Source organism: Ruegeria sp. A4 (genome assembly GCF_056543025.1).
The window spans coordinates 665,977-689,186 of sequence record NZ_JBQGAW010000001.1 but is presented as its reverse complement, the minus strand read 5'-3'; the positions used below and the strand labels follow the sequence as shown (position 1 = coordinate 689,186).

Here is a 23,210-nt window from a genome sequence, read left to right as displayed (position 1 = left end):
GGCAGAATTCCTTGTTACAGCCAAGAACAAAGTGCTGATCCGAGGTGAGCCATGTCCAACGAAGCAACAATGCGGAAGATGCCGGGTTCAAGTCCGGTTTCACTAGCCCAGCGCATCGAAGACCTGCGCAACCGAGAACCATCATACGTGACGCACGGAGATACGCTGATGTTGCAGGGAATGGCTGCCACGTCCTTGCGTGAACAGCGTCTGAGCGGAAATCTTATCCGGCTGGATGATTAAGAGCCGCCTCGAAACCCGGTTGCTACAACGAATTTTTCCGAACTGTCCGAACGAGACGCCGGCGGTTTGACATTGGCGACTTTCTGGAATTTCTGCTTGAGCAACTTTTGCAGATCGCCCTCAGCCCCCCCGGCCAGAACCTTGGCAACAAAAGTGCCGCCTTCTTCCAGAACGTCAAAGGCGAAATAGGCGGCAGTTTCGCACAGCGCCATGATGCGCAGGTGATCGGTCTGCTTGTGCCCCGAAGATGCCGCCGCCATATCCGACATCACGACGTCTGCCTTGCCGCCCAGCCAGTCTTTGACCTTCTGGTCGGCGTCATCTTCCATGAAATCCAGAACGTGGATTTCGGCCCCGGCGATTGGTTCGAGCTCTTGCAGGTCGATGCCCAGAACGGTTCCGATCCGTTTGCCTGACTTTTCGCCCAGCGCGTTCACGCGTTTGACGGCCACCTGACACCAACCGCCGGGCGCACAGCCCAGATCCACAACCCGCGCCCCAGGCACGAGAAAGCGGAATTTGTCGTCCAGTTCCAAAATCTTGTAAGCTGCGCGCCCCCGATAGCCTTCGGACTGCGCACGCTTGACATAGGGATCGTTCAGTTGCCGCTCGAGCCAGCGGGTCGAGCTGAGCTTGCGCCCGCGCGCTGTCTTGACCTTGACCTTCAGGTCGCGTTGCCCGCGGCCCGAATTGTTTTTTCCACTTGGTGTCTTCGCCATCAGAACGGTCCGTCTTCCAATACACCGTCCGCGCTCATCTGTGCATAAAGCAGACCTTCGCGCAGCCCTCGGTCCGCCACCGAAAGGCGGTCAGTGGGCCAGCAACGGAGCAATGCCTGCAATATGGCCGAGCCGGACATGATCAGGGCTTGCCGGTCTTCACCAATGCGAGGGTCCCGGCGCCGCCCATGAGGGCCGAGTTCTAAATACCCGCGTATGACTTTGTCAATCTGATCGCTGGTCATGCGCAGCCCGTCCACTTTGGTCCGGTCATAGCGCTTGAGGCCCAGGTGCGAGGCCGCAACAGTGGTGACCGTGCCGCTGGTGCCGACGATCTGAAACCCTTCGCGCGCCTGTTCGTCCTTGTAGGGGGCAAAGTCGGCAAGGTTTTCTTCGAAAAACCAACTCATCAACGCAAAACGGGCCGCGTCATCCTCGACATCATTGAATTGGTCCCGCAGCGTTGCGACGCCCAGCGGCACGCTGATCCAGTCAACGACCTTGGCCGCTGGAAAAGGGCTGTCGACAGTGTGAAACCCGTGATGCAGCCGCATGATGGCCGCAGGTCGGTCGCGCCGTGGAACGGACGAGATGTCGATCCAGACCAATTCGGTCGAGCCGCCTCCGATATCGACGACCAGCAACTGCTCGGTCTTGGTCGAAACCAGTGGGGCACAGGAAATCACCGCCAGACGGGCCTCTTCCTCGGGCTGAATGATCTCAAGCGTCAGGCCGGTTTCGCGCTTCACCTGCCGGATGAATTCGCGCGAGTTCTTGGCGCGGCGGCACGCCTCGGTCGCGATCAGACGCATCCGTTTGACCTTGTTGCGTTTCAGCTTTTGCTGACAGATTCGCAATGCCTGAACGGTACGCGACATCGACGCCCGCGACAGTCGTCCGGTGCGTTCCAGACCCGCGCCCAACTGCACGGATTTGGAGAAGCTGTCGACCACATGGAACCCACTTCCCTTGGGCTGGGCTATCAACATGCGGCAACTATTTGTCCCCAGATCCAGTGCCGCGTAAAGAGCATCCGGATCGGGTCTTGCCGGCGCGGGGCTTTCGACCGCTTTCGGGAACGCGCCCGCACCTTTGGGACGCTTGGGCGCCATCTTTACGCCCTCCGATTTTCGAGTTACCCCGACCCTAGGCGGGGGATTGCTGACGTGCAAGTGATTTCAATTTTGAAATTAACGCGCGTGTCACATGCCGTTCACAAAATGATGCGATCTCCATGGGCGAACCCACGTTCGGGTTTATCTATTAGCTCTCAGCCAGATACGGAGACCGCAATGAAAGATGAGCGCATCCTTTCCTTCGACGAATTCGATGAAGTCGTAAATCCGCGCCCAGAAGAATGTGAATTTGATCGCGTTGTCGAACGCGCATTGTCCCGTCGCGGTTTTTTGGGCGGCGTTTTGGCGATGGGCAGTTTCACAGCTGTTGGTGGCTCGCTGATTCCTTCAGGGGCTCACGCGGTTTCCAACCGCTTCGCGTTTGAGGCGATTCCCGTGTCGACTGCGGACGAGGTCATTGTTCCCGCTGGATACAAGGCGGATGTTATGGTGCGCTGGGGCGATCCGCTTTGGTCGGACGCGCCAGAGTTCGATCACGCGACCCGTGGTACGGCTGCCAGCCAGGAACGCGCCTTTGGTGACAATACCGATGGTCAGGATATTTTCTTGCATGACGGTCACGTTCTGCTGGTTGTAAACAACGAATATACCAATCGTGACATCCTGTGGGGCAACAATCCGGACGCCAAGCCAGCATCCGATGACGACATCGCAAAGGGCATGATGGCGCATGGTGTCACGATCGTGGAAATCGCGAGCACCGATGGCAAGTGGGGCATCGTGAAGGACAGCCCCTATAACCGCCGCGTTACACCGCAGACCGAAATGTCCATTACGGGTCCGGCCGCCGGTCATGACTTGATGAAAACGGCCGCCGATCCGTCCGGAACGACGTGCAAGGGAACATGGAACAATTGCGGAAATGGCGTGACGCCGTGGGGCACTTACCTGGCTTGTGAAGAAAACTTCAATGGCTACTTCTCGGCCGAAGACGAAAATCACGAGGTCAATGCTGATCTGAAACGTTATGGCGTATCGTCAAAAGACTGGGGTTACGGTTGGGCCAAAATTGATGACCGGTTCGACGTCTCGAAAAACCCAAACGAACCGAACCGTGCTGGTTTTGTGGTTGAGATCGATCCGACTGACCCAACCTCGACTCCGCGAAAACTGACCGCTCTGGGACGCTTCAAGCACGAAAACGCCGAAGTCATAGTAAACAATGACGGTCGCGTCGTCGTTTACATGGGCGATGATGAACGCGGCGAGTTTCTTTACCGCTTTGTCTCGGAAGGTGTTTATGCTGCTGGTGTGGACACAAACGCACTGTTGGAACAAGGCACACTTTCGGTTGCCAAGTTCAACGACGATGGAACCGGTGAGTGGCTTGATCTGACGCCGGAAAGCACTGGCATGGCCTCGCAGGCCGAGATCAGCATCCACACCCGTCAGGCTGGTTCGGCGGTTGGAGCAACCACCATGGATCGTCCCGAGTGGGTTGCGGCAAATCCGAACGCGCCCGAGGTTTACTGTTGCTTGACCAACAACAAGAACCGTGGCGTCAAGCCGAATGCAGGGGGCGACGATACCTCGGCCAACGGCCCGAACCCGCGGGACAAGAACAACTACGGTCAGATCGTTCGCTGGCGCCCGGATGGCGGCGATCATGCTGCGGCTGGCTTTGGCTGGGATCTGTACGTTCTGGCAGGCAATCCCACTGTCCACCAAGACGCCTATGCCGGATCCGAGAACGTGAACGCCGACAATATGTTCAACTCACCCGATGGATTGAAGTTCGACAGCAACGGCTTGCTGTGGATCCAGACCGATGGCAATTATGGCAACGAAGGTGACTTCGCCGGGCAGGGCAACAACCAGATGCTGGCAGGCGACCCTGTCACCGGCGAAATCCGCCGTTTTCTGGTTGGCCCCAACGAATGCGAGGTCACCGGTCTCAGCTGGTCTCCGGACCGTCGCACGATGTTTGTCGGCATTCAGCACCCGGGCGAAGATGGCAACAGCCATTGGCCTGAAGGCGGGGACTCGGTGCCACGCTCGGCCATTATCGCCATTACGCGCGAAGATGGCGGTTTGGTCGGCTAAGGCCATTTGCCCCATCAATTCTTGCCTCGGACGGTTTTTCCCGTCCGGGGTTTTTCTTTTTCATGCAGCGCTTTCATAGAGACAATGAGAATTTTGATATGCGCGTTTTCCCGGAAACTGGGTAAAAGCCACTACACAGCAGTGGGCGCAAAACGTCGTTTGGAAAGCGTCGTGTGTCGAAAATCGACCGACCCAGGCCTACATTGAAGTTTAGAACCGGCCCATCGGGTTAGGAGGAATCACAGCAATGCCTGACGTCACCATCGTGTATTGGCGCGACATTCCCGCTCAGGTCATCGTCGGCAAAGGCCGTCGTGGCGCAAAGCGGCAGTTGGAAGAACGGTTTGAACAAGCCATCGACCGTGCCGCCATGAAGGTGAACGCCAAGGACAGTGATGCCTATCTGGCCGAATGGCGCAAAGCCGAACCTTTCGCGGTCGAAGGCGATCCTGCCGAGATTGCCGAAGCCGAGGCTGTGCGTCTGGAAACGGAATACGATCAGGACCGCGTCAAAGCGCTGATCGCAAATGACGGTTGGGCATGAGCCCCAGACTTTATGGGAGGCCGAAATGGCTTTGCTGAACTTCAAGAAACGTGATGCGGTCGAAAGCGGCCCAGTAAATCCGACCGTCGAAGCCTTTTTGCAAGGCTATTCGATCGAGGTCATGCCGCGTACCGCCGAAAAGGTCGACGATTTCCGCGCGCTGCTGCCCGAGGGGACACGCGTTTACATCGCCCATATCGAGGGCACGCCCATCGAAGACATGGTCAAGACGGCCAAGCGAATTGCGGCGGAAGGTTACCCTGTCATGCCGCATTTTCCGGCACGCATCATCAAGGATGCGGCGACGTTGGAAAACTGGATTTCCATGTATCAGGGCGAAGCAGGCGTCGAACAGGCGTTGTTGCTGGCGGGCGGTGTCGCCAACCCGCACGGCGAATTCGACAGCTCGATGCAGTTGTTGGAAACCGGTCTGTTTGACAAGGCGGGCTTCAAGCGCCTGCACGTGGCGGGCCACCCCGAAGGCAACAAGGACATCGACCCCGACGGTTCGACCAAGAACGTCGATGACGCGTTGCGCTGGAAGCAGAAGTTCAACGAGACCACGGATGCCGAAATGGCGCTGGCAACACAGTTCGCCTTTGACGCCAAGCCGATCATCGCCTGGGCCGACAGCCTGAAAGAAGCGGGCATCGATCTGCCGATCCATATCGGAATCGCGGGTCCGGCCAAGCTGCAAACCCTAATCAAATTCGCCATCGCGTGTGGCGTTGGGCCGTCTCTGAAGGTTCTGCAAAAGCGCGCCATGGATGTCTCCAAGCTGTTGCTGCCCTATGAGCCGACCGATGTCGTGACCGAACTGGCCAACCACAAGGCGGCCAACCCGGATTTCAACATCACCAACGTGCACTTCTTCCCGCTGGGCGGGATCAAGACCAACGCCAACTGGGCGATCAATAACGGCGGCGCTTCGGCTAAGCCTGTAAACTCCTAAGGAACGGACATGACCCGAACAGTCGTAGAATCAAAAACAAAAACAGCCGTCCTGGGCTTTGATGAACCGTTCTGCGTGATCGGTGAACGGATCAACCCGACCGGCCGTAAGAAACTGGCCGCCGAGCTGGAAGCGGGCGACTTTTCGACCGTCGAAAAGGACGCCTTGGCTCAGGTGGCGGCTGGCGCGACCGTTTTGGATATCAATGCGGGCGTTGTCTACAACTCGAACCCCAACCCGAACGAGACCGAACCACCGCTGATGCGAAAGATCGTCGAGCTGGTGCAGGGTCTGGTTGACGTGCCGCTGTGTATCGACTCGTCGGTGCCGGGCGCGCTGGAAGCCGGTCTTGAAGCGGCTGAAGGTCGTCCGCTGCTGAATTCGGTCACCGGCGAAGAAGAGCGTCTGGAACTGGTTCTGCCGCTGGTCAAAAAGTACAACGTACCGGTTGTGGCGATCTCGAACGATGACACGGGTATTTCGGAAGACCCCGATGTGCGCTTTGACGTCGCCAAGAAGATCGTCGAGCGCGCTGCCGATTTCGGCATCCCTGCTCATGACATCGTGGTTGACCCGCTGGTCATGCCCATCGGTGCGATGGCGACCGCCGGTCAGCAAGTGTTCGCGCTGGTCCGTCGTCTGCGCGAAGAACTGGGCGTGAACACCACCTGCGGTGCGTCCAACATCTCGTTCGGTCTGCCGAACCGTCACGGCATCAACAACGCGTTCCTGCCGATGGCGATGGGTGCGGGCATGACCTCGGCAATCATGAACCCGGTGGCGTTGCCAGTGACGCAGAAGAAGATCGCCGAGAAAAAAGAGGCCGTGGCTGCGGCCGGTATCATCCTGCCTGAAGGCATGGACGATGAAACCTTCGTGCAGATGTTCGGTCTGGGATCGACCAAGCCGCGCGCCGGCAAGGAAATGGAAGCCATCCGCGCGGCAAACCTGCTGACCAACAACGACCCACATGGCGGTGAGTGGATCCGGTTCAACAAAGCACCGGACGAAGCGGGTGCCGCAGGACCCGTAGGTGGACGTCGCGGTGGTGGCCGTCGGCGCCGCGCCTGATCTGAACGACACAGACTGCAAAGGCCGGGCTCAGCGCCCAGCCTTTTGCATTTGACCCTGATCAATGTCGAATTTGCAGAAGGTTTCAGAATACCCTGATCCAGGATGCATTGATCAGGTGGCAGCATGAGTAAACATCACCCCCCAAAACTCTCGGATGCGGATCTGACCAGGAAACTGAACAAAAAGGTCTACTTCGATCAGCTGATCGAATTGCAGACACGATTGGCCAGAATTCAGCAAGCTTATCTGTTTCATGGGCTCAAGGGCGTGTTGGTTTTCGAAGGGTGGGACGCTGCCGGAAAAGGGGGGACCATTCGCCGGATCAGTCAGGCCCTGGACCCGCGCAGCTTCAAGGTCTGGCCGATCGGTGCGCCCCGGAACTACTATCTCAACCGGCATTATCTGTTGCGTTTCTGGGAACGCCTGCCGCCTTCGGGTGCGATCTCCGCCTTCGACCGCAGCTGGTATGGCCGGGTTTTGGTTGAGCGGATCGAAAAGCTGACTCCGGAAACACGCTGGCGGGCCGCGTATCAGGAAATCAATGATTTCGAACGAATGCTTGTCGATGACGGGACTCGAATCGTGAAACTGTTCTTCCACATTTCGCAGGAAGAGCAGATGCGCCGATTTACTGAGCGGCTGACCAACCCGATGAAACGCTGGAAGCTGACTTATGAAGATTTCAGAAACCGCGAAAAATGGGATGTCGCAGAGGTGGCCGTGGATGAAATGCTGGCACGGACGTCTACAGAAGTTGCCCCTTGGCACGTGATCCCGTCCAACAACAAGAAATATGCGAGGATCACGGCCATGAAGGCCATTGTCGAGGCGTTTTCGGAAGGGGTTGATCTGAACCCCCAGCATCTGGATCGCCGTACTTTGGAAGCGGCAGGCAAGACCTTGGCAGTCGACCAGTCCCTGATCGACAGCCTGCGAGCCCGAACCGAGTAAGAACCCGAAAAAGGTTGGTTGCGATCCGGGTTGAACGTCTGGATGTTCTGGTGTTATTTCATCTGACAAGGCGGGTATGATGTAATGGTAGCCTGTCAGCTTCCCAAGCTGAACGCGCGGGTTCGATTCCCGCTACCCGCTCCAAAACCGGACTGTAAGGCGCTGTTATTTCATCAAAAAAGGTGGCGCTGCGTGGCTTTGCCACCACCTTGACGGGCCTGACTGGCACGTGTTTCCACGGATCTGCTCAACGGGCTTGGAAAGCCGGTTCTAGCTGTTGAGGCCAAGCAAGGACTCTCTGCCAACGATGTGCGTCGGCAGTTCAACAGATTTGCCCGGTGCGTTGGATTCGATCATCTGAATCAACGCCTGAGCAGCCTTGCGTCCCATGTCACGATGAGGAACATGGACAGTTGTCAGGGCAGGGGCGACAATGCGCGCAAGCTCGATATCATCAAAGCCGGTGATCGATACATCTTCGGGCACCCGAAGTCCCATCTGCTGAGCTTGCCGTACCGCACCGACGGCCAGAACGTCATTGCCGCACAACACCGCGGTCGGCGGGTTGTCATTCGACATGAGATGTTTGAACGCATCGGCGCCGTTTTCAATCTCGTACGAGGTTTCGATCACCGAAAGGTCGTCTTGCGACAGTCCATGTCGGGACATCGCGTCTTTTATCCCTTGGATCCTCAAACGCGCACGGTCGTTGCCCTTGCTGATGCCTGAAATCGTTGCCAACCGCGTATGGCCTAATTCGATGATCTTGCTTGTCAAAGCCTCCATCGCCCGTCTGTTGTCAAACCCGACGGACGGTATCGGTTCGTCTGGCAGGAAGGACCACGCGACAAGGGCCGGCACTTTACGCCTTTCGAGATAGTCGTAGATTTGCACGTCCCGGTCATGCCCGATCAGCAACAGCCCGTCGGCGCCCCGTGCAACCAGCGTTCGGATCTGTTCTTCTTCTGCGGCCGGTTGGTAGGCCGAGCTGGAGACCAGCAAGGTGTAGCCCTGTTTGTGGATCTCTTCTTGGAACGCCTGCAACCCCCTTGCGAAGATTGCATTTTCCATCGTCGGAATTATTGCACCGATCGTGAAAGAACGCCGTGCAGCCATCACTCGGGCTGCAAAATTCGGCGTGTAGCCAAGGGTCTCTACGGCAGAAAGAACACGTTTCCGCGTTGCCTCGACCACCTGTTGCGGGGTGTTCAGGCACCGTGACACGGTGGCAGTTGAAACGCCTGCTGCCTTGGCAACGTCATCCAGCGTCGGTGCGGACCGATGTTTTGACATTCTCGAACTCTCAATTCCGGTTCGCCTAAGTTAGTCGCATTTTTCCAGGGATAAAAGCGTTTATGTAAGCGCTTGCATTTATGATGTAAGCGCTTACAAAGGTATTTGAGCCGATTCTGAAGGGAGTCCCGGAAATGTACCTCGCTGCATCAGTCATCGTTTTTGCGATCTATTTCGCAAATGTCGCTTTGGGTGCTTTTGCGAGCAGCGCGTTTCTTGGCGACGTTGGAGAGATGTTGGTTCTGTTCGCGGCTTCGATCCTGTTCGTTGTCGCAATTCTGAAAAAGGAAGCTGACCGGGACGCACAAAACGGCAGCTGAACTTTTGCTTGGGAGGGCAATTGATGAAAACCGACAAGACCGAACTGGCATCGGCCGAGCGCCGCAATTTTCTGAAACTGAGCGCCAGTGGCTCATTTACGGCCGCATTGGTCGCTGGGGCAGGGGGCGTTTTGTGGTCTTCCGAGGCCGCCGCGCAGACCGCGAAGGAAGAAAGCGAGCGTGAAAAGGCAGCAGATCACGTGATGACCGTGGCCACGGCCTATGTGCTTGGCGCGTCGCGCAGCTATCCGATCATGCAGCTGGACCTGAAGGAAAACATTCAGAACGCCACCAACGGCAAGGTCTATGTCAAACTGGCCCCCGGCGGTCAGCTTGGTGCAGGCGGCGCGCTGGTGCAGAAAGTGCAGGGCGGCACCATTCAGGCGGCGCAGCATTCGCTGTCGAATTTCGCGCCGTTCGCGTCGACAGTCGACCTGATCAACATGCCGTACCTGTGCGGCTCGAACCAGCGTTTCACCAACCTCGTCCATTCGGACACTTGGAAAAATGAGGTTCACCCCAAGGTCGAAGCGGCAGGGTTCAAGGCTCTGTTCTATGTGAACATCGACCCGCGCGTCGTTGCGGTTCGTCAGGGCGGCAATGCCGTGCTCACACCCGGTGATATGAGCGGGATCAAGTTCCGCGTGCCGGGATCGAAGATGCTGCAACAATACTACCGGATGGTCGGCGCCAACCCGACGCCCGTTGCCTGGGGCGAGACCCCCTCGGCCATCAAGCAGGGCGTTGCGGATGCGCTCGATCCTTCGGTAGGCGCACTCTATGTCTTCGGTTTCAAGGACATTCTAAGCCATGTGACCTTCACGCAGGCGGTGCCGGACAGCCAGGTTTATTCCTGTAATCTGGAATGGTTCAACTCGATGCCGGCTGATGTGCAGGAAGGCATCATGTGGGGGTCGGAAATGACGAGCCACCAGAACCTGTCCAAGGTTCCGTCGGCCCGCGCCTATGCCATGGCCGAGCTGAACAAGGCCGGGGTTCAGTTCCACTCGCTCAGTGACGACCAACTGGCGGAATGGCAGGATGCCGGCGGGTATCAGAACGCCGATTGGGATCCGTTCAAGACGGAACTGGCTGGATCGATGGAAAACTTCGAAAAGCTGGTCGAAGCCGCCGGTACACAGGGCAAATATTACGTCCACGACGCCTAAGGCCCAAACCGTGGGCGCCTGTCAGGCGTCCACGAACCTTACTTTCAGTCAGCCCGACAACAACCCGCCACATCAGGCGCGGGTCAGGCTGTCCCTGCGCCGGAGGATCAGATGACCATTCTTCAAAACATAGACCGAAACGCAGAGCGCTGGTTGCTGCTGGTGTTCTACGTGATGCTGGTGATTACCATGGCCATCGAAGTGCTGCGGCGCGAGATTTTTGCTTATTCGTCGATCTGGGGCGAGGAAATCGTTCGGTATTCCTTCATCTACCTTGCCTGGATCGGTGCCGCGGCTGCGGTGAAAGAGCGGGCGCATATCCGGATCGATGTGATCATGCATTACATCGGACCACGCCCCAAGGCGGTGTTGTATATTTTCGGCGATCTCGTGATGTTCGGCGTGGCGATCATCGCGCTCTACTGGTCGTATGAGGCGGTTCATGTCTCGGCCAAGTTCGGCTCGGTCACGGATGGGCTTCGGGTCTCGAAAGTCTGGTTCCTTATGGCGGTGCCCGCCGGATTCGCCCTGATGATATGGCGGCTGATCCAATCTTTCCTGCGTGACGTGAAATCACTTCGGGACGGCACCCCCGTCTTCGAAGGCGACAAGCTGTTTGACTGAGGAGAACACGAATGCTTTGGAATTCCCTCAATCAAACCGTTGAACTGGGCTGGGATTTTTACCTGCCGGTGATCCTGTTCGTGGGCCTGATCGCCTTGGCCGTGCCCGTTTGGGCCGCCATTGGTACAGCGGCGATCGTGATGCTGATCATGTCCGGTGATCTGCCTCTCAGCCTGGTCGGAGAAAGCCTGTTCACAGGTATCGACGCATTCGCCCTGACCGCTGTGCCCTTGTTCATTCTGACCGGAGACGTTTTGGTGCGGACCGGTCTGTCGCGCAAATTCCTGGACGTGGCCGAGGCGCTGACATGCTTTGCCAAGGGCGGGTTCGGGTCGGCCACGGTTCTGGTCTGCGGTATGTTTGCCGCGATTTCGGGGTCGGATGCCGCCGGGGCGGCTGCGGTGGGGCGCATGACCATCAACCGGCTGGTGGAAAGCGGATATCCGCGCCCCTATGCCTGTGCTCTGGTTGCGGCTGGTGCCTGTACCGGCATCCTGATCCCGCCCTCGATCGCCTATATCATCATCGGCCTCGTGCTGGGTATTTCCGCCTCGACCCTGTTTCTTGCAGCCTTGATCCCGGGTCTGGCCATCCTGGTGTCGATCCTGATCACCAACATCATCATGAACCGCCTTTATGCCTATGAGGGCGGCGGCATGATGACCATGGGGGAATGGCTGGCCAATCTGGGCAAGGCGCTGAAATCGGGCTGGTACGCGTTCATTGTGCCGGGGATCATCTTCTACGGCATCTTCTCAGGTCGCCTGACCCCGACCGAAGCCGGCGCAACGGCCGTTGTCGTCACCATAATCATGGGTTTCATCCTGCGCACACTGACGCTGGCAGACTTTCCATCGATGCTGGTCAGTTCGGCCAAGGTGAACGGAGTCATCCTGCCGATCATCGCATTCTCGGCACCTTTGGCCGAAGCACTGGCGATCATGGGAGTCCCGCAGGGGTTCGTGGCCTCGGTGACGTCGCTGACCGATGATCCCTATCTGTTGATATTGCTGATGATCGGCATCCTGATCGCAGCAGGCTGCGTGATGGAGACAACGCCGAACATCGTGATCCTGGCACCAATCCTGAAACCGCTGGCCGACAATATCGGCATGAACGAGATTCAGTTCTGCATCATGATGATCACCGCGTTGGGTGTGGGCTTCATCACGCCGCCGCTGGGACTGAACCTTTTCGTCGTATCTGGCATTACCGGTGAGTCCATTCTGAAGATTGCCGCCCGGGCCGTTCCTTTCGTACTGACCATGCTCATCGTGGTGATCCTGATCGCCTACGTGCCTGCTGTGTCGACCACCCTGCTTCCTGAAATCTACCAATAGGACCTGCTGAACATGCCTCGTGAATACTTGAAAAAGGCGACTCTCACCGCTCAATCGCATGCCTCTGAGGTGCATGATACGGTCAAGACCATCCTTGCCGACATCGAGGCAGGTGGCGACGACAAGGCACTGGAATATGCCCTCAAGTTCGACAAGTTCGAAGGAAATGTCCTGATGACGCAGGACGAGATTGATGCGGCCATCGCACGGGTGCCGGAAAAACTGAAGGCCGATATACGCTTTGCCCACGACAACGTCCGTCGCTTTGCCGAGACGCAGAAGGCCACTGTGTCGGACGTACAGATGGAGATCGTTCCCGGTTTTGTTGCGGGGCAAAAGGCGATCCCGGTGGATGCGGCAGGATGCTATGTTCCCGGTGGGCGCTACAGCCATATCGCCAGCGCGATCATGACGGTGACAACGGCCAAGGTCGCCGGGTGCCGTCATATCACGGCCTGTTCTCCGCCCCGTCCGGGTGAGGGCGTGGCGCCAGCGATTGTCTATGCCGCGCATATCTGCGGAGCCGACAGCATTCTGGCCATGGGCGGTGTGCAGGGCGTGGCCGCAATGACCTATGGTTTGTTCGGCTTGCCGCGCGCCAATATCCTTGTGGGGCCGGGAAACCAGTTCGTGGCCGAGGCCAAACGCATCCTGTACGGCAAGGTTGGTATCGACATGATCGCGGGTCCGACCGACAGCCTGATCCTTGCCGACAGTTCCGCAGACGCCCATGTGGTGGCAACCGATCTGGTCAGTCAGGCCGAGCACGGGTACAATTCGCCCGTCTGGCTGGTGACGGATGATCGCGACCTTGCGCAGAAAGTCATGGAGCTGGTTCCGGTTTTGATCGACGATCTGCCCGAGCTGAACCGGGAAAACGCCTCGGCCGCGTGGCGCGACTATGCCGAAGTCATTGTCTGTTCCGACCGCGAAGAGATGGCCGCCTGTTCCGATGAATATGCGCCCGAGCACCTGACGGTTCAGGCCGAGGATCTGGATTGGTGGCTGGATCGCCTGACCTGCTATGGCTCGCTGTTCCTGGGTGAGGAAACCACCGTGTCCTACGGGGACAAGGCAACCGGAACGAACCATGTTCTGCCGACTTCGGGTGCGGCCAGTTACACCGGCGGTTTGAGTGTTCACAAATACATGAAGATCGTCACCTGGCAGCGGGCCACACGTGAAGGATCGAAATCGATCGCCGAAGCCACCGCACGGATTTCCCGACTGGAAGGTATGGAAGGTCACGCCCGTGCAGCGGATGTGCGTCTGGCCAAGTATTTCCCGGATGAGCAGTTCGATCTGACCGCCGATGGATGACCCGCGCACATTGTTTGACCTGACGGGCCGGGTGGCCTGCATCACCGGCGCCAGTTCGGGGCTGGGACGGCAGGTGGCGCGGACACTTGCCGCAGCCGGCGCGCGTGTTGTCGGCGTGGCCCGGCGCAGCGACGCGTTGGCGCAGATGCAGGCCGAAATCGGCGAACACGCAGAAGCCGTCGTTGCTGATGTTGCGGATCGTGCCGGAATCGGCGGGCTGGTGCAGGTGATCAATTCCAAGTTTGGCGCACCGGATATTCTGGTGCATGCGGCCGGGGTCAACACGCGTGAGGCCGCCGACGAGGTGACACCTGATGGCTGGGATGCCACGCTTGCCCTGAACCTGAGCGCGCCGTTTTTCCTGAGTCAGTCGATGGTGCCCGAAATGAAAAAAAAGGGGTGGGGGCGCATCGTCAATTTCGCCTCGCTGCAAACGACGCGGGCCTTTCCGGGCGGCATTGCCTATGGCGCGACCAAGGCCGGGATCGCGCAATTGACCCGTGCCATGGCCGAAGCGTGGTCGCCCTTTGGCATTACCGCCAACGCAATCGGTCCGGGGTTCTTTCCGACCGAGCTGACCCAGGCCGTGTTTGACGACCCCCAGCGCGCGGAACGCAACGCCGCTCAAACCTGCATTGGGCGCAATGGGCAGATGCAGGATATCGACGGGCCGATCCTGTTTTTGTGCTCGAACGCGTCCGGCTATGTCACGGGGCAGGTTCTTATGGTTGATGGAGGGTTCACAGCCAAATGAAGGCACTGGTTTACCAAGGTGTTGAACAGATGGTGTTCGGTGATGTGCCGGATGCCGAGGCCGGTCCGTCCGAGCATTTGATCCGGATCGAGGCGGTTGGCATCTGCGGCTCGGACATGCACGCCTATCTGGGCCATGATGCCCGCCGTCCGGCTCCGCTGATCCTGGGGCACGAGGCGGCCGGTGTGATTGTTGACGGGATACGAGCCGGTGATCGTGTCACGATCAATCCGCTGGTAAGCTGCGGTCAATGCGCGGCCTGCCTTGCCGGTCGGGAAAACCTGTGCCCGGATCGCCAGATCATCTCGATGCCTCCGCGGGAAGGGGCGTTTGCTCAGTACGTCACCATGCCTGCCAGCAATCTTGTTGAGGTCCCGAAGGATGTTTCGTTCGCCAAAGCCGCGCTGACGGAACCGCTTGCCGTCAGCTGGCATACGGTCCGGTTGGGGATCGAGGCTCTGCATCCTGCGATGGACCGTCGCGCACTGGTGATCGGCGGCGGGGCCATCGGCCTTGCGGCGGCATTGGCCTTGCGGGCAATGGGCGTTGACGATGTGACCATCGCGGAACCAAACCAGCTGCGTCGCAACTACCTGGCGAAAATCGAAAGCTTTGCGCTGGTGGAGTCAACCAAAGGGACTTACCCGTTGGTCATAGATGCCGTGGGGTACGCTGCGACGCGGTCGGTTGCCTCGGCCATGGCCGAACCGGGCGGCGTGATCGCGCATGTGGGTTTGGGTGAGGATACCGGTGGTCTGGATGTTCGCCGGATGACCTTGCAGGAAATCACATTCATAGGGACTTACACATACACCGCCAAAGACTTTCGCCAGACGGCTCAGGCGATCTTTGACGGGCGGCTGGGGGCTCTGGACTGGATAGAAGAACGCACTCTGGCCGACGGCGCGCAAGCGTTTTGCGATATCCGGTCTGGCGCCGTGGCCGCACCGAAGATTATCCTGAGACCCTGGGGATAGAACTGACAGAACTGGAGACCTTCATGTACACAATAATACTGGTCCCGTTAGCTTTGGATCACGGCATATCGCAACACACGCTGGAAATCGCACGGGCCTTGTCAGGAGAGGGCGCAGAAATAATTGCGCTGCATGTCTACGAGATGCCTCAGGGATCGGTCAGCGCCTATCTGGACAAATCGGTTGTCGCCGAAGGGTTTGAACGGGCCCGTTTGCAACTGTTGCAAAAAGTCGAAGGGCTTGAAGGGGTGACGGCCGAAATCGTCAAAGGCCATACCGCGCGGTCCATCATCGACTATGCCAGCAGCAAGGATGTCGACTGTATCGTAATCGGCTCGCACAAGCCGGACCTGAGCGACTACTTCCTGGGATCGACCGCTTCGCGCGTCGTCCGCCATGCCCCCTGTGCCGTACACGTGCACCGAAGGGCCTGAATTCCTCAATCGCGCGTCTAGCGCCCCAAACAGGACCAAAAGCTGGATCATGAACATAGACAAAAAGATCACCGACGATCTGGTGGCCAACGAAATCTCGTTTGTCACCACTGTCCCGTGCAAGCAATTGGCAGGTGTCATCGCGGAAATCGACGAGCGCGAGGGCATCTATCACATCCCGTCCAACAAGGAAGACGAAGGGATGGGCCTGTGTGCAGGGGCGTGGATGGGCGGCAAGCGGCCCGCGATCATCATGCAGAACACGGCCATTGGCGTGACGATCAATACGCTGGCGACGCTGATCCAGTATTACCGGATGCCGCTGCCGATGCTGATATCGTACCGGGGGGAATTGCGCGAACCCATTGCCTGCCAGGTTGAAATGGCGGTTCACACCAAGGCGCTACTGGCTCAGTTGAACATCCCCACCTACCACTTCCACCATCAGGCCGATGTCGAAGAGCTCGACGCGATCCTGAAATACACATTCATGTGCAACAAGCCGGTCGCCATCCTGACCGACGCCAATTTCTGGGGAGGCTATGGCGACCAATGATCCGTTCTGAAATTCTGAAGGAAATCGCCCCGATCCTGCGTGATCAACTGGTTGTCTGCAACATCGGCATTCCCAGCCAGGAGCTGCATGCCATCGACGACCAGCCCACCAACTTCTACATGCTTGGCACCATGGGGCTTGCGTCCTCGATCGGTCTGGGGCTGGCGCTGTCACAGCCGAAGCCGGTGATCGTGATCGACGGCGATGGCTCGATCCTGACCAATCTGGGGACGTTGCCGACCATCGCCAACAACGTGGCAGACAATTATATCCTGCTGATCGTGGACAACGGCTCGTACGGCTCGACCGGCGATCAGCCGACCTATGCGGGGCAAAAGACCTCGCTGGCCAAAATGGCCGAGGCCGCCGGGTGTGAGCGCGTGATCGAATGTGCCGCCGAAGACACCGGGCGCGTACTGCAAGAGGCGCTGGATGCCAAACAGATGACCGTCATCGTCAGCAAATGCGAAAGCGGCAATGCCAAGATGCCGCCGATCACGATGGATCCGGTCGTCATCCGCGACCGCTTCATGAAGGCCGTTCAGGCCTGATGGGCGCAAGCGCCATCCACAGCGCCGAGGACGCCCGCCGCCTGGCGCGGCGGCGTCTTCCGTGGATGGTGTTCGACTATATTGATGGTGCAGCCGGGGCCGAGATGGGTGCCGGTCGCAATCGATCCGCTTTGGATGCAATGACCTTGCGCCCGCGCATCCTGCGCGACGTCAGTGAAAGATCTCTGGCAACTTCCCTGTTCGACCGGCCCGCAAAACGCCCGTTTGGTATCGCGCCGATGGGCATGTGCAATTTGTCCGCGCCGGGGGCCGACATGATGCTGGCCCGCATCGCGGCACGCCACGAGGTGCCGCTTGGGGTTTCGACTGTGGCCTCGACCGCGATGGAGGATCTGATCGTCGAAGCGGAAGGCCATGCCTGGTTCCAGCTGTATTTCAGCGGCGATGGCAGCGGCACGTTCAAGCTGGTCGATCGCGCCAAGGCAGCGGGGTACGAGACACTGGTGCTGACCGTGGATGTGCCCGAGGTTGGCCGACGCCCGCGCGAGTTGCGTCATGGGTTCAAAATGCCTTTCAAAATGGGGCCAAAGCAGGTGATGGATTTTGCCCTGCACCCCCGGTGGTCCTTGCCGGTCCTGCTGAAAGGCAAGCCGGAAATGGCGAATTTCCGGATGGATGGCTACGATTTCGACCGCACCGAAAGCCGCGCCAAGGCAACGTGGGAGACATTGGCTCGTCTGCGCGACCAGTGGGCCGGGAATCTGGTGGTCAAAGGCGTATTGGATGCAGACGACGCGCAAAGGCTCAAGTCAGCGGGCGTGGACGCCATTCAGGTCTCAAGCCATGGTGCACGCCAGTTGGAAAGTGCGCCCGCGCCAATCACGGTGCTGCCCGAGATACGCAAGGCCGTCGGTCCGGATTTTCCGCTTTTCTACGACAGCGGGCTGCGTTCTGGTGAAGACGTCCTCAAGGCACTTGCGAACGGGGCGGACTTTGCCTTTTTCGGTCGCATCCTTCAATTTGCAATAGCGGCCGAAGGCGAAAAGGGTCTGGCGCAGCTATGGTCGGTACTCAGCGAAGAAATCAGCATCGCCATGGCCCAACTAGGCGTCACGTCGCTGGACGAGGTCCGACGCAACGCCTGATATGGGTGAGGACAATGACCCGGGGTTTCCCACGGGTCACTGAACTGTCGGTTTAACCGCGGCGCCTGCGACGACGTCCGCCACCTGTTTCGGTTTCGCCGCCGGTGTTGAAGCTTGGGTTGGGCAAAGTGACAACCTGGGCCAGTTCCGGAAACGGATCCGTCTTGTGCGGGATCGCATTGGCGGCCACGAAGTGATCCTGAAACTTCGGCTCGATGGCGGTTTCGATCTTGGTGATTTCGCGCACGACGCGCTCGATCTCGGCGCGCGATCCGATATTGCACAGCGCGATACGTGCGCCGGTGCCTGCGGCGTTGCCCGCGCTCGAGACTTTCTCCAGCGGCGCATCAGGTATCATTCCCAGCACCATGGCGTGTTTGGTCGAGATATGCGCGCCGAACGCACCGGCCAGAACCACGCGATCCACCTTTTCGACGTTCATTTCGTCCATCAGCAGCCGTGCACCTGCGTACAATGCGGATTTCGCAAGCTGGATGGCACGGATGTCACCCTGCGTGACCGTGATGCGGGGGCCGCCTTCGGCGCTGGCATCGTGGATCAGATAGGCGTGCGTGCGACCTTCGGGCACGCAGCGGGCAGTGCCGGTCTGTTCCGCCGATCCGATCAGGCCGCCTTCGTCCAGCAGGCCTGCGATTCGCATCTCGGCCACTGCCTCGATGATACCGGATCCGCAGATGCCTGTGATCCCGGTCGTGGCAATCTCCTGATCAAAGCCGTCTTCGTCGGACCATTTATCGGACCCGATGACGCGGAACCGGGGTTCCTTGGTGACAGGGTCGATCTCGATTCTCTCGATCGCCCCGGGTGCGGCGCGCTGGCCTGAACTGATCTGAGCGCCTTCAAAGGCAGGCCCGGTGGGCGAGGAGCAGGCGAGCACGCGGCTGGTATTGCCAAGCAGGATTTCGGCGTTGGTGCCCACGTCGACGATCAGAACCAGATCCTGCGACTTTCCGGGTTCTTCGGACAGGGCCACCGCCGCGCAATCCGCGCCCACATGGCCCGCGATACAGGGCAGGATATAGACCTGCGCGCGTGGGTTCATGGTTGTCAGATCCATGTCGCGGGCGGGCAGGGACATGCTTTCCGACGTTGCCAGCGCAAACGGGGCCTGACCCAGTTCCACCGGGTCCAGCCCCAGCAGCAAGTGATGCATGACCGGGTTGCAGACGAACACAGTTTCCACGATCAGAGAGGCATCGATGCCTGACTCTTCGGCAATCGACGTGGCCAGGTCATTGATTGCCTCGCGCACTGCCTTGGTCATTTCCTGATCACCGCCGGGGTTCATCATGGAATACGAAACACGGCTCATCAGGTCTTCGCCGAACCGGATCTGGGGATTCATGAGGCCAGAGGATGCCTTGACCTCGCCGGTTTCCAGATCGGTCAGATGCGCGGCGATGGTGGTCGAGCCGAGGTCGATGGCCAGACCATACAGCCCGCCTTCATGCAGGCCGGGCCAGATTTCGACGATACGCGCCACGCTGTCCTTGTGACCTTTGTGGAGCGCCACGGTGACTTCCCATTTGCCCTTGCGCAGAACCGGTTGAAGTTTGGACAAAAGCGTCAGGTCCGCCGTGACGGCTTCGATGTCCCACTGTTCGCGCAACGCACGCTCGAGCCGTTCCAGATCGCCGGTGGGCGAATGCATGTCGGGTTCTTCCACCACGACGAAGTAAAGGCGCGTGGCCGGGTCCATCGTGATGGCACGCGCGGCGGCTGCCTTGCGCACGACCTGCCGGTGCACCTGGCTTTCGGGCGGTACGTCGATCACCACGTCGCCCTGAACCGAGGCCTGACAGCCCAGACGGCGGCCCGGTTTCAGACCGCGCTTGTCGTCATAACGCTGTTCGACGGCGTTCCATTCGCTCAACGCATCCTCTGACACCGTGACGCCGTGCTTGGGAAATTCGCCATAGCTGGGTGTGATCTGGCACTTTGAACAGATGCCGCGGCCCCCGCAGACCGAATCCAGATCCACCCCCAATTGACGGGCCGCCGTCAGAATTGGGGTGCCGACGGGGAAGTGCCCGCGTTTGCCGGACGGGGTAAAGACGACAAGAGGGTCGGTGGTCATCAGTGACATACCTTTTCATATTCGCGCGTATGCCGGGCAAGATATGGGTTTGCGCAAAAAGGGAAAGGCCATCAGCGGCACGATCTGCACAACGAGCGTCGTTTTCTTCCAATGCATCGACAACCAGAGCCAAAGAGTTGCCCCCAAGGGCTTTTCCTTTGGTTCAATCCATGTAATAGGGTCACCGCCAAACGGGCTTTTGCATGGGGTATTCAGATGCAGATTCGTGAGGCACTTACCTTTGACGACGTTCTCCTGGTTCCGGGCGCATCTTCCGTGCTGCCGGCAACGGCGGATACGACCACGCGTGTGACGCGTGAAATCACCATGAACATCCCATTGCTGAGTTCGGCCATGGACACCGTGACCGAGGCGCGCATGGCCATTGCCATGGCTCAGGCGGGCGGCATCGGTGTGGTACACAAGAACCTTTCGGTGGAAGAACAGGCCCGCGAAGTCCGCCGGGTCAAGCGGTTTGAATCCGGTATTGTCTATAACCCGGTGACATTGCGGGTGGATCAGACATTGGCCGACGCCAACGCGCTGGTGCAGCGCTACAACTTCACCGGTTTTCCGGTCGTCGACGAGCAGGGCCGCGTGGTGGGTATCCTGACCAACCGCGACATGCGCTTTGCGAACTCGGACGATACGCCGGTACACGCGATGATGACTTCGGAAAACCTGGCGATGCTACAGGAACCGGCCGATCTGGAAGAAGCCAAAAGCCTGATGCGGGCGCGCCGTATCGAAAAGCTGCTGGTCGTGGATGGTGAAGGCAAGCTGACCGGCCTTCTGACGCTGAAGGATACAGAGCAGGCCGTTTTGAACCCAACCGCCTGCAAGGACCGCCTGGGTCGCCTGCGGGTCGCTGCGGCGACGTCGGTCGGGGATGCCGGGTTCGAACGGTCCGAGCAATTGGTGGATTCGGGTGTCGACATCATCGTCGTCGATACGGCGCATGGTCATTCGCAGGGCGTTCTGGACGCTGTAAAGCGGGTCAAGACCCTGTCGAACGAGGTTCAGATCATTGCCGGGAATGTTGCAACAGGAGAAGCGACCAAAGCCCTGATCGATGCCGGTGCCGACGCGATCAAGGTGGGCATCGGCCCGGGATCGATCTGTACCACGCGGATGGTGGCGGGGGTTGGCGTGCCTCAGTTGACCGCGATCAGCGATTGTGCGGCGGCAGCGGGCGACGTGCCGGTCATCGCGGATGGGGGCATCAAGTTCTCGGGTGACTTTGCAAAGGCGATCGCGGCCGGGGCATCCTGTGCCATGGTCGGGTCGATGATTGCGGGCACCGACGAAAGCCCGGGCGAGGTGATCCTGTATCAGGGCCGTTCGTTCAAATCCTATCGCGGGATGGGCAGCCTGGGTGCAATGGCGCGCGGATCAGCCGACCGCTATTTCCAGAAAGACGCAGCCAATGACAAACTGGTGCCCGAAGGCATCGAAGGGCAGGTGCCCTACAAAGGCTCGGCCAGTGCCGTGATCCACCAACTGGTTGGCGGCTTGCGTGCGGCGATGGGGTATACCGGCTGCGCCACCATCGAAGAGATGCGCAAGAACTGCAATTTCGTGAAAATTACCGGCGCCGGTCTCAAGGAAAGCCACGTGCACGATGTTCAGATCACCCGCGAAAGCCCGAACTACCGGGTCATGTAAGCCATCCAGCAAGACACAAGGCACCCTGGAACGGGTGCCTATTTGCCACTTGGATCGGCCAGTCGGGCCCATTTCCGCCGAGGTATTCCACCATGACACCCGCCGCCCGTGTTCAGGCCTCGATCGAAATTCTGGATGATATTCTGGCTGGCGCGCCGGTCGAAAAAGCCCTCACCGGCTGGGCGCGGCGCAGTCGCTTCGCCGGATCCAAGGATCGGGCTGCCATTCGCGATCACGTATTCGACGCGCTGCGACGCAAGCGCTCGTATGCAGCGTTGGGAGGGTCCGACACCGGACGCGGTTTGATGATCGGTGCGACCCGTGCGTCAGGCGGAGATCTGGCCGACCTGTTCACCGGCGACCGTCACGCTCCGATGCCGGTTCAGAAAACGGAAGCGGCGCGGGATTTCGCGTCCCAGGCCGAAAGATATGACATTCCGGAGTGGCTTTGGCCTCGGTTCGTTGACTCTCTGAAGGCTGCCTTGGTTCCTTGTGCGATGTCATTGCAGAACCGGGCGCCCGTTCACCTGCGGGTCAACTTGCGAATAACCGATCTTGGCGGGGCCATCGACGCCTTGAAGTCCGAGGGTGTGATCGCCCATCCGGTTCAGGTATGCCAAACCGCGCTCGAGGTGACAGAGGGGGCCCGGCGCATTGCCCAAAGCCAGGCCTATGCCCGGGGTCTGGTCGAGCTTCAGGACGCTGCAAGCCAGGCGGTCGTGGCCGCGCTGGATCTGCGGCCAGGGATGCGTGTTCTGGATTATTGCGCGGGTGGTGGTGGCAAGGCGCTGGCGCTTGCAGCGCACGAGGGCGTCGAAGTGTTTGCACATGATGTGAATGCCGGTCGCATGAAGGATATTCCGTCCCGGGCGGAACGAGCAGGCGCAAAGATAACCATCCTCAACTCCGATGACCTTTCAGGTGTGGATCCGTTTGATGTGGTTTTGGTTGATGCGCCGTGCTCTGGCAGCGGATCGTGGCGAAGGGCGCCTGCCGGGAAATGGGCCTTGACCGAGGATCGCTTGCGGGACCTCACCGCCATTCAGGCCGGTATTCTATCGGACATTGCGCCTTTGGTGCATCCGGGCGGCCTGCTGGCTTACGCAACCTGTTCGGTTCTGAACGATGAAAACGGCAAGATCATAGACGATTTTCTGGATCAGTTTTCCCAGTGGCGGGAAACCTTCCGGAAAACGTGGCACGTTACACACGACTCTGACGGGTTCTTTACGTCGCACTTGACGCGCTGAGCTTTTGGCAAATAACAACCTTGGGTAGATTCCTGATTTCCGAGCGCCGTTAAGCGGGAATTAACCAATTTTGGCCGTTATAGCCGATAAC

At 59.1% G+C, this 23,210-nt stretch carries 23 protein-coding genes and 1 tRNA gene; 20 read left to right on the top strand and 4 right to left on the bottom strand.

Annotation, left to right across the window (positions count from 1 at the left end; genetic code table 11):
• Positions 1–51: 51 nt before the first annotated feature.
• A complete protein-coding gene (locus ACR0E2_RS03425) occupies positions 52–243 on the top strand; it encodes a hypothetical protein (protein WP_480445179.1) in 192 nt (63 codons plus the stop codon).
• Here the strand turns inward: ACR0E2_RS03425 and ACR0E2_RS03420 are convergent.
• Together ACR0E2_RS03420 and ACR0E2_RS03415 are read right to left on the bottom strand one after the other, a co-directional pair.
• On the bottom strand, positions 240–962 hold the full coding sequence (locus ACR0E2_RS03420) for an RlmE family RNA methyltransferase (protein ID WP_480445177.1): 723 nt from the start codon (positions 960–962) through the stop codon (positions 240–242). The two genes, ACR0E2_RS03425 and ACR0E2_RS03420, sit on opposite strands and share 4 nt — an antisense overlap.
• Positions 962–2,074 carry a Ppx/GppA phosphatase family protein gene (locus ACR0E2_RS03415; RefSeq protein WP_171115826.1) on the bottom strand — a complete coding sequence of 371 codons (1,113 nt, stop codon included), beginning with the start codon at positions 2,072–2,074 and terminating at the stop codon, positions 962–964. The genes ACR0E2_RS03420 and ACR0E2_RS03415 overlap by 1 nt, the downstream gene beginning before the upstream one ends.
• A 180-nt stretch (positions 2,075–2,254) precedes the next feature.
• Here ACR0E2_RS03415 and ACR0E2_RS03410 point away from each other — a divergent pair, with 180 nt between their 5' ends.
• The 6 genes from ACR0E2_RS03410 (at position 2,255) to ACR0E2_RS03385 (ending at position 7,806) form a co-directional block, all read left to right on the top strand.
• Entirely contained in the window at positions 2,255–4,141 is a 1,887-nt protein-coding gene (locus tag ACR0E2_RS03410; RefSeq protein WP_480445176.1) for a PhoX family protein, read from the top strand.
• Between the two features lie 247 nt (positions 4,142–4,388).
• The gene (locus tag ACR0E2_RS03405; RefSeq protein ID WP_117868895.1) at positions 4,389–4,685 is read left to right on the top strand and encodes a virulence factor; all 297 of its coding nucleotides are present in this window, start codon (positions 4,389–4,391) and stop codon (positions 4,683–4,685) included.
• A 25-nt stretch (positions 4,686–4,710) separates the two neighbouring features.
• Positions 4,711–5,637 (top strand): methylenetetrahydrofolate reductase, encoded by a 927-nt coding sequence (locus tag ACR0E2_RS03400; RefSeq protein ID WP_171228294.1) that lies wholly within the window; start codon positions 4,711–4,713, stop codon positions 5,635–5,637.
• A 9-nt stretch (positions 5,638–5,646) separates the two neighbouring features.
• A complete protein-coding gene (locus ACR0E2_RS03395; RefSeq protein WP_152458043.1) occupies positions 5,647–6,708 on the top strand; it encodes a methyltetrahydrofolate cobalamin methyltransferase in 1,062 nt (353 codons plus the stop codon).
• 126 nt (positions 6,709–6,834) lie between these two features.
• Positions 6,835–7,662: a polyphosphate kinase 2 family protein gene (locus ACR0E2_RS03390; RefSeq protein ID WP_152458042.1), complete on the top strand. Its 828-nt coding sequence runs from the start codon at positions 6,835–6,837 to the stop codon at positions 7,660–7,662.
• A gap of 70 nt (positions 7,663–7,732) precedes the next feature.
• A tRNA-Gly gene (locus ACR0E2_RS03385) sits at positions 7,733–7,806 on the top strand.
• Between the two features lie 126 nt (positions 7,807–7,932).
• Here the strand turns inward: ACR0E2_RS03385 and ACR0E2_RS03380 are convergent.
• The gene (locus ACR0E2_RS03380; RefSeq protein WP_480445175.1) at positions 7,933–8,955 is read right to left on the bottom strand and encodes a LacI family DNA-binding transcriptional regulator; all 1,023 of its coding nucleotides are present in this window, start codon (positions 8,953–8,955) and stop codon (positions 7,933–7,935) included.
• A 134-nt stretch (positions 8,956–9,089) separates the two neighbouring features.
• On the opposite strand from ACR0E2_RS03380, the gene ACR0E2_RS03375 reads away from it, so the two are divergent.
• From ACR0E2_RS03375 to ACR0E2_RS03325, 11 genes are all read left to right on the top strand, one after another.
• Positions 9,090–9,275, top strand: a complete 186-nt coding sequence (locus tag ACR0E2_RS03375) for a hypothetical protein (RefSeq protein ID WP_171228297.1) — start codon at positions 9,090–9,092, stop codon at positions 9,273–9,275.
• A 23-nt stretch (positions 9,276–9,298) separates the two neighbouring features.
• The gene (locus ACR0E2_RS03370; protein ID WP_480445173.1) at positions 9,299–10,444 is read left to right on the top strand and encodes a TRAP transporter substrate-binding protein; all 1,146 of its coding nucleotides are present in this window, start codon (positions 9,299–9,301) and stop codon (positions 10,442–10,444) included.
• 111 nt (positions 10,445–10,555) lie between these two features.
• Positions 10,556–11,068 carry a TRAP transporter small permease gene (locus tag ACR0E2_RS03365; RefSeq protein WP_171115839.1) on the top strand — a complete coding sequence of 171 codons (513 nt, stop codon included), beginning with the start codon at positions 10,556–10,558 and terminating at the stop codon, positions 11,066–11,068.
• A gap of 11 nt (positions 11,069–11,079) precedes the next feature.
• The gene (locus tag ACR0E2_RS03360; protein ID WP_152458037.1) at positions 11,080–12,408 is read left to right on the top strand and encodes a TRAP transporter large permease; all 1,329 of its coding nucleotides are present in this window, start codon (positions 11,080–11,082) and stop codon (positions 12,406–12,408) included.
• Between the two features lie 12 nt (positions 12,409–12,420).
• The gene (gene hisD, locus ACR0E2_RS03355; protein ID WP_152458036.1) at positions 12,421–13,728 is read left to right on the top strand and encodes a histidinol dehydrogenase; all 1,308 of its coding nucleotides are present in this window, start codon (positions 12,421–12,423) and stop codon (positions 13,726–13,728) included.
• On the top strand, positions 13,721–14,482 hold the full coding sequence (locus ACR0E2_RS03350) for an SDR family NAD(P)-dependent oxidoreductase (RefSeq protein WP_171204787.1): 762 nt from the start codon (positions 13,721–13,723) through the stop codon (positions 14,480–14,482). Before hisD ends, ACR0E2_RS03350 begins: the two co-directional genes overlap by 8 nt.
• Entirely contained in the window at positions 14,479–15,459 is a 981-nt protein-coding gene (locus ACR0E2_RS03345) for a zinc-dependent alcohol dehydrogenase (protein ID WP_480445170.1), read from the top strand. The genes ACR0E2_RS03350 and ACR0E2_RS03345 overlap by 4 nt, the downstream gene beginning before the upstream one ends.
• A gap of 23 nt (positions 15,460–15,482) precedes the next feature.
• Positions 15,483–15,893, top strand: coding sequence for a universal stress protein (locus ACR0E2_RS03340; protein ID WP_480445169.1), 411 nt, complete (start codon positions 15,483–15,485; stop codon positions 15,891–15,893).
• Positions 15,894–15,942: 49 nt separating this feature from the next.
• Positions 15,943–16,449 carry a sulfopyruvate decarboxylase subunit alpha gene (gene comD, locus ACR0E2_RS03335; protein WP_171231609.1) on the top strand — a complete coding sequence of 169 codons (507 nt, stop codon included), beginning with the start codon at positions 15,943–15,945 and terminating at the stop codon, positions 16,447–16,449.
• Positions 16,446–17,000: a sulfopyruvate decarboxylase subunit beta gene (gene comE, locus ACR0E2_RS03330; protein ID WP_171231610.1), complete on the top strand. Its 555-nt coding sequence runs from the start codon at positions 16,446–16,448 to the stop codon at positions 16,998–17,000. Before comD ends, comE begins: the two co-directional genes overlap by 4 nt.
• Positions 17,000–18,106 carry an alpha-hydroxy acid oxidase gene (locus ACR0E2_RS03325; protein WP_480445168.1) on the top strand — a complete coding sequence of 369 codons (1,107 nt, stop codon included), beginning with the start codon at positions 17,000–17,002 and terminating at the stop codon, positions 18,104–18,106. The genes comE and ACR0E2_RS03325 overlap by 1 nt, the downstream gene beginning before the upstream one ends.
• Positions 18,107–18,158: 52 nt before the next feature.
• Here the strand turns inward: ACR0E2_RS03325 and ACR0E2_RS03320 are convergent, their stop codons facing one another.
• Positions 18,159–20,204, bottom strand: coding sequence for an ASKHA domain-containing protein (locus ACR0E2_RS03320; RefSeq protein WP_480446173.1), 2,046 nt, complete (start codon positions 20,202–20,204; stop codon positions 18,159–18,161).
• Between the two features lie 216 nt (positions 20,205–20,420).
• Here ACR0E2_RS03320 and guaB point away from each other — a divergent pair, with 216 nt between their 5' ends.
• Entirely contained in the window at positions 20,421–21,869 is a 1,449-nt protein-coding gene (gene guaB, locus ACR0E2_RS03315; protein WP_171168056.1) for an IMP dehydrogenase, read from the top strand.
• A 92-nt stretch (positions 21,870–21,961) separates the two neighbouring features.
• Positions 21,962–23,119: an RsmB/NOP family class I SAM-dependent RNA methyltransferase gene (locus ACR0E2_RS03310; protein ID WP_480445167.1), complete on the top strand. Its 1,158-nt coding sequence runs from the start codon at positions 21,962–21,964 to the stop codon at positions 23,117–23,119.
• The last annotated feature ends 91 nt before the right edge of the window (positions 23,120–23,210 follow it).

Excerpts from the sequence above, each read along its gene's own strand:
- ACR0E2_RS03345 (WP_480445170.1), top strand. The coding sequence starts at position 14,479 with ATGAAGGCACTGGTTTACCAAGGTGTTGAACAGATGGTGTTCGGTGAT.
- ACR0E2_RS03310 (WP_480445167.1), top strand. The coding sequence starts at position 21,962 with ATGACACCCGCCGCCCGTGTTCAGGCCTCGATCGAAATTCTGGATGAT.
- hisD (WP_152458036.1), top strand. The coding sequence starts at position 12,421 with ATGCCTCGTGAATACTTGAAAAAGGCGACTCTCACCGCTCAATCGCAT.
- ACR0E2_RS03425 (WP_480445179.1), top strand. The coding sequence starts at position 52 with ATGTCCAACGAAGCAACAATGCGGAAGATGCCGGGTTCAAGTCCGGTT.
- ACR0E2_RS03350 (WP_171204787.1), top strand. The coding sequence starts at position 13,721 with ATGGATGACCCGCGCACATTGTTTGACCTGACGGGCCGGGTGGCCTGC.
- ACR0E2_RS03325 (WP_480445168.1), top strand. The coding sequence starts at position 17,000 with ATGGGCGCAAGCGCCATCCACAGCGCCGAGGACGCCCGCCGCCTGGCG.
- ACR0E2_RS03360 (WP_152458037.1), top strand. The coding sequence starts at position 11,080 with ATGCTTTGGAATTCCCTCAATCAAACCGTTGAACTGGGCTGGGATTTT.
- ACR0E2_RS03405 (WP_117868895.1), top strand. The coding sequence starts at position 4,389 with ATGCCTGACGTCACCATCGTGTATTGGCGCGACATTCCCGCTCAGGTC.
- ACR0E2_RS03410 (WP_480445176.1), top strand. The coding sequence starts at position 2,255 with ATGAAAGATGAGCGCATCCTTTCCTTCGACGAATTCGATGAAGTCGTA.
- ACR0E2_RS03365 (WP_171115839.1), top strand. The coding sequence starts at position 10,556 with ATGACCATTCTTCAAAACATAGACCGAAACGCAGAGCGCTGGTTGCTG.
- ACR0E2_RS03400 (WP_171228294.1), top strand. The coding sequence starts at position 4,711 with ATGGCTTTGCTGAACTTCAAGAAACGTGATGCGGTCGAAAGCGGCCCA.
- ACR0E2_RS03340 (WP_480445169.1), top strand. The coding sequence starts at position 15,483 with ATGTACACAATAATACTGGTCCCGTTAGCTTTGGATCACGGCATATCG.
- ACR0E2_RS03375 (WP_171228297.1), top strand. The coding sequence starts at position 9,090 with ATGTACCTCGCTGCATCAGTCATCGTTTTTGCGATCTATTTCGCAAAT.
- ACR0E2_RS03370 (WP_480445173.1), top strand. The coding sequence starts at position 9,299 with ATGAAAACCGACAAGACCGAACTGGCATCGGCCGAGCGCCGCAATTTT.
- guaB (WP_171168056.1), top strand. The coding sequence starts at position 20,421 with ATGCAGATTCGTGAGGCACTTACCTTTGACGACGTTCTCCTGGTTCCG.
- comE (WP_171231610.1), top strand. The coding sequence starts at position 16,446 with ATGATCCGTTCTGAAATTCTGAAGGAAATCGCCCCGATCCTGCGTGAT.
- ACR0E2_RS03320 (WP_480446173.1), bottom strand. The coding sequence starts at position 20,204 with ATGACCACCGACCCTCTTGTCGTCTTTACCCCGTCCGGCAAACGCGGG.
- ACR0E2_RS03415 (WP_171115826.1), bottom strand. The coding sequence starts at position 2,074 with ATGGCGCCCAAGCGTCCCAAAGGTGCGGGCGCGTTCCCGAAAGCGGTC.
- ACR0E2_RS03395 (WP_152458043.1), top strand. The coding sequence starts at position 5,647 with ATGACCCGAACAGTCGTAGAATCAAAAACAAAAACAGCCGTCCTGGGC.
- ACR0E2_RS03390 (WP_152458042.1), top strand. The coding sequence starts at position 6,835 with ATGAGTAAACATCACCCCCCAAAACTCTCGGATGCGGATCTGACCAGG.
- ACR0E2_RS03420 (WP_480445177.1), bottom strand. The coding sequence starts at position 962 with ATGGCGAAGACACCAAGTGGAAAAAACAATTCGGGCCGCGGGCAACGC.
- ACR0E2_RS03380 (WP_480445175.1), bottom strand. The coding sequence starts at position 8,955 with ATGTCAAAACATCGGTCCGCACCGACGCTGGATGACGTTGCCAAGGCA.
- comD (WP_171231609.1), top strand. The coding sequence starts at position 15,943 with ATGAACATAGACAAAAAGATCACCGACGATCTGGTGGCCAACGAAATC.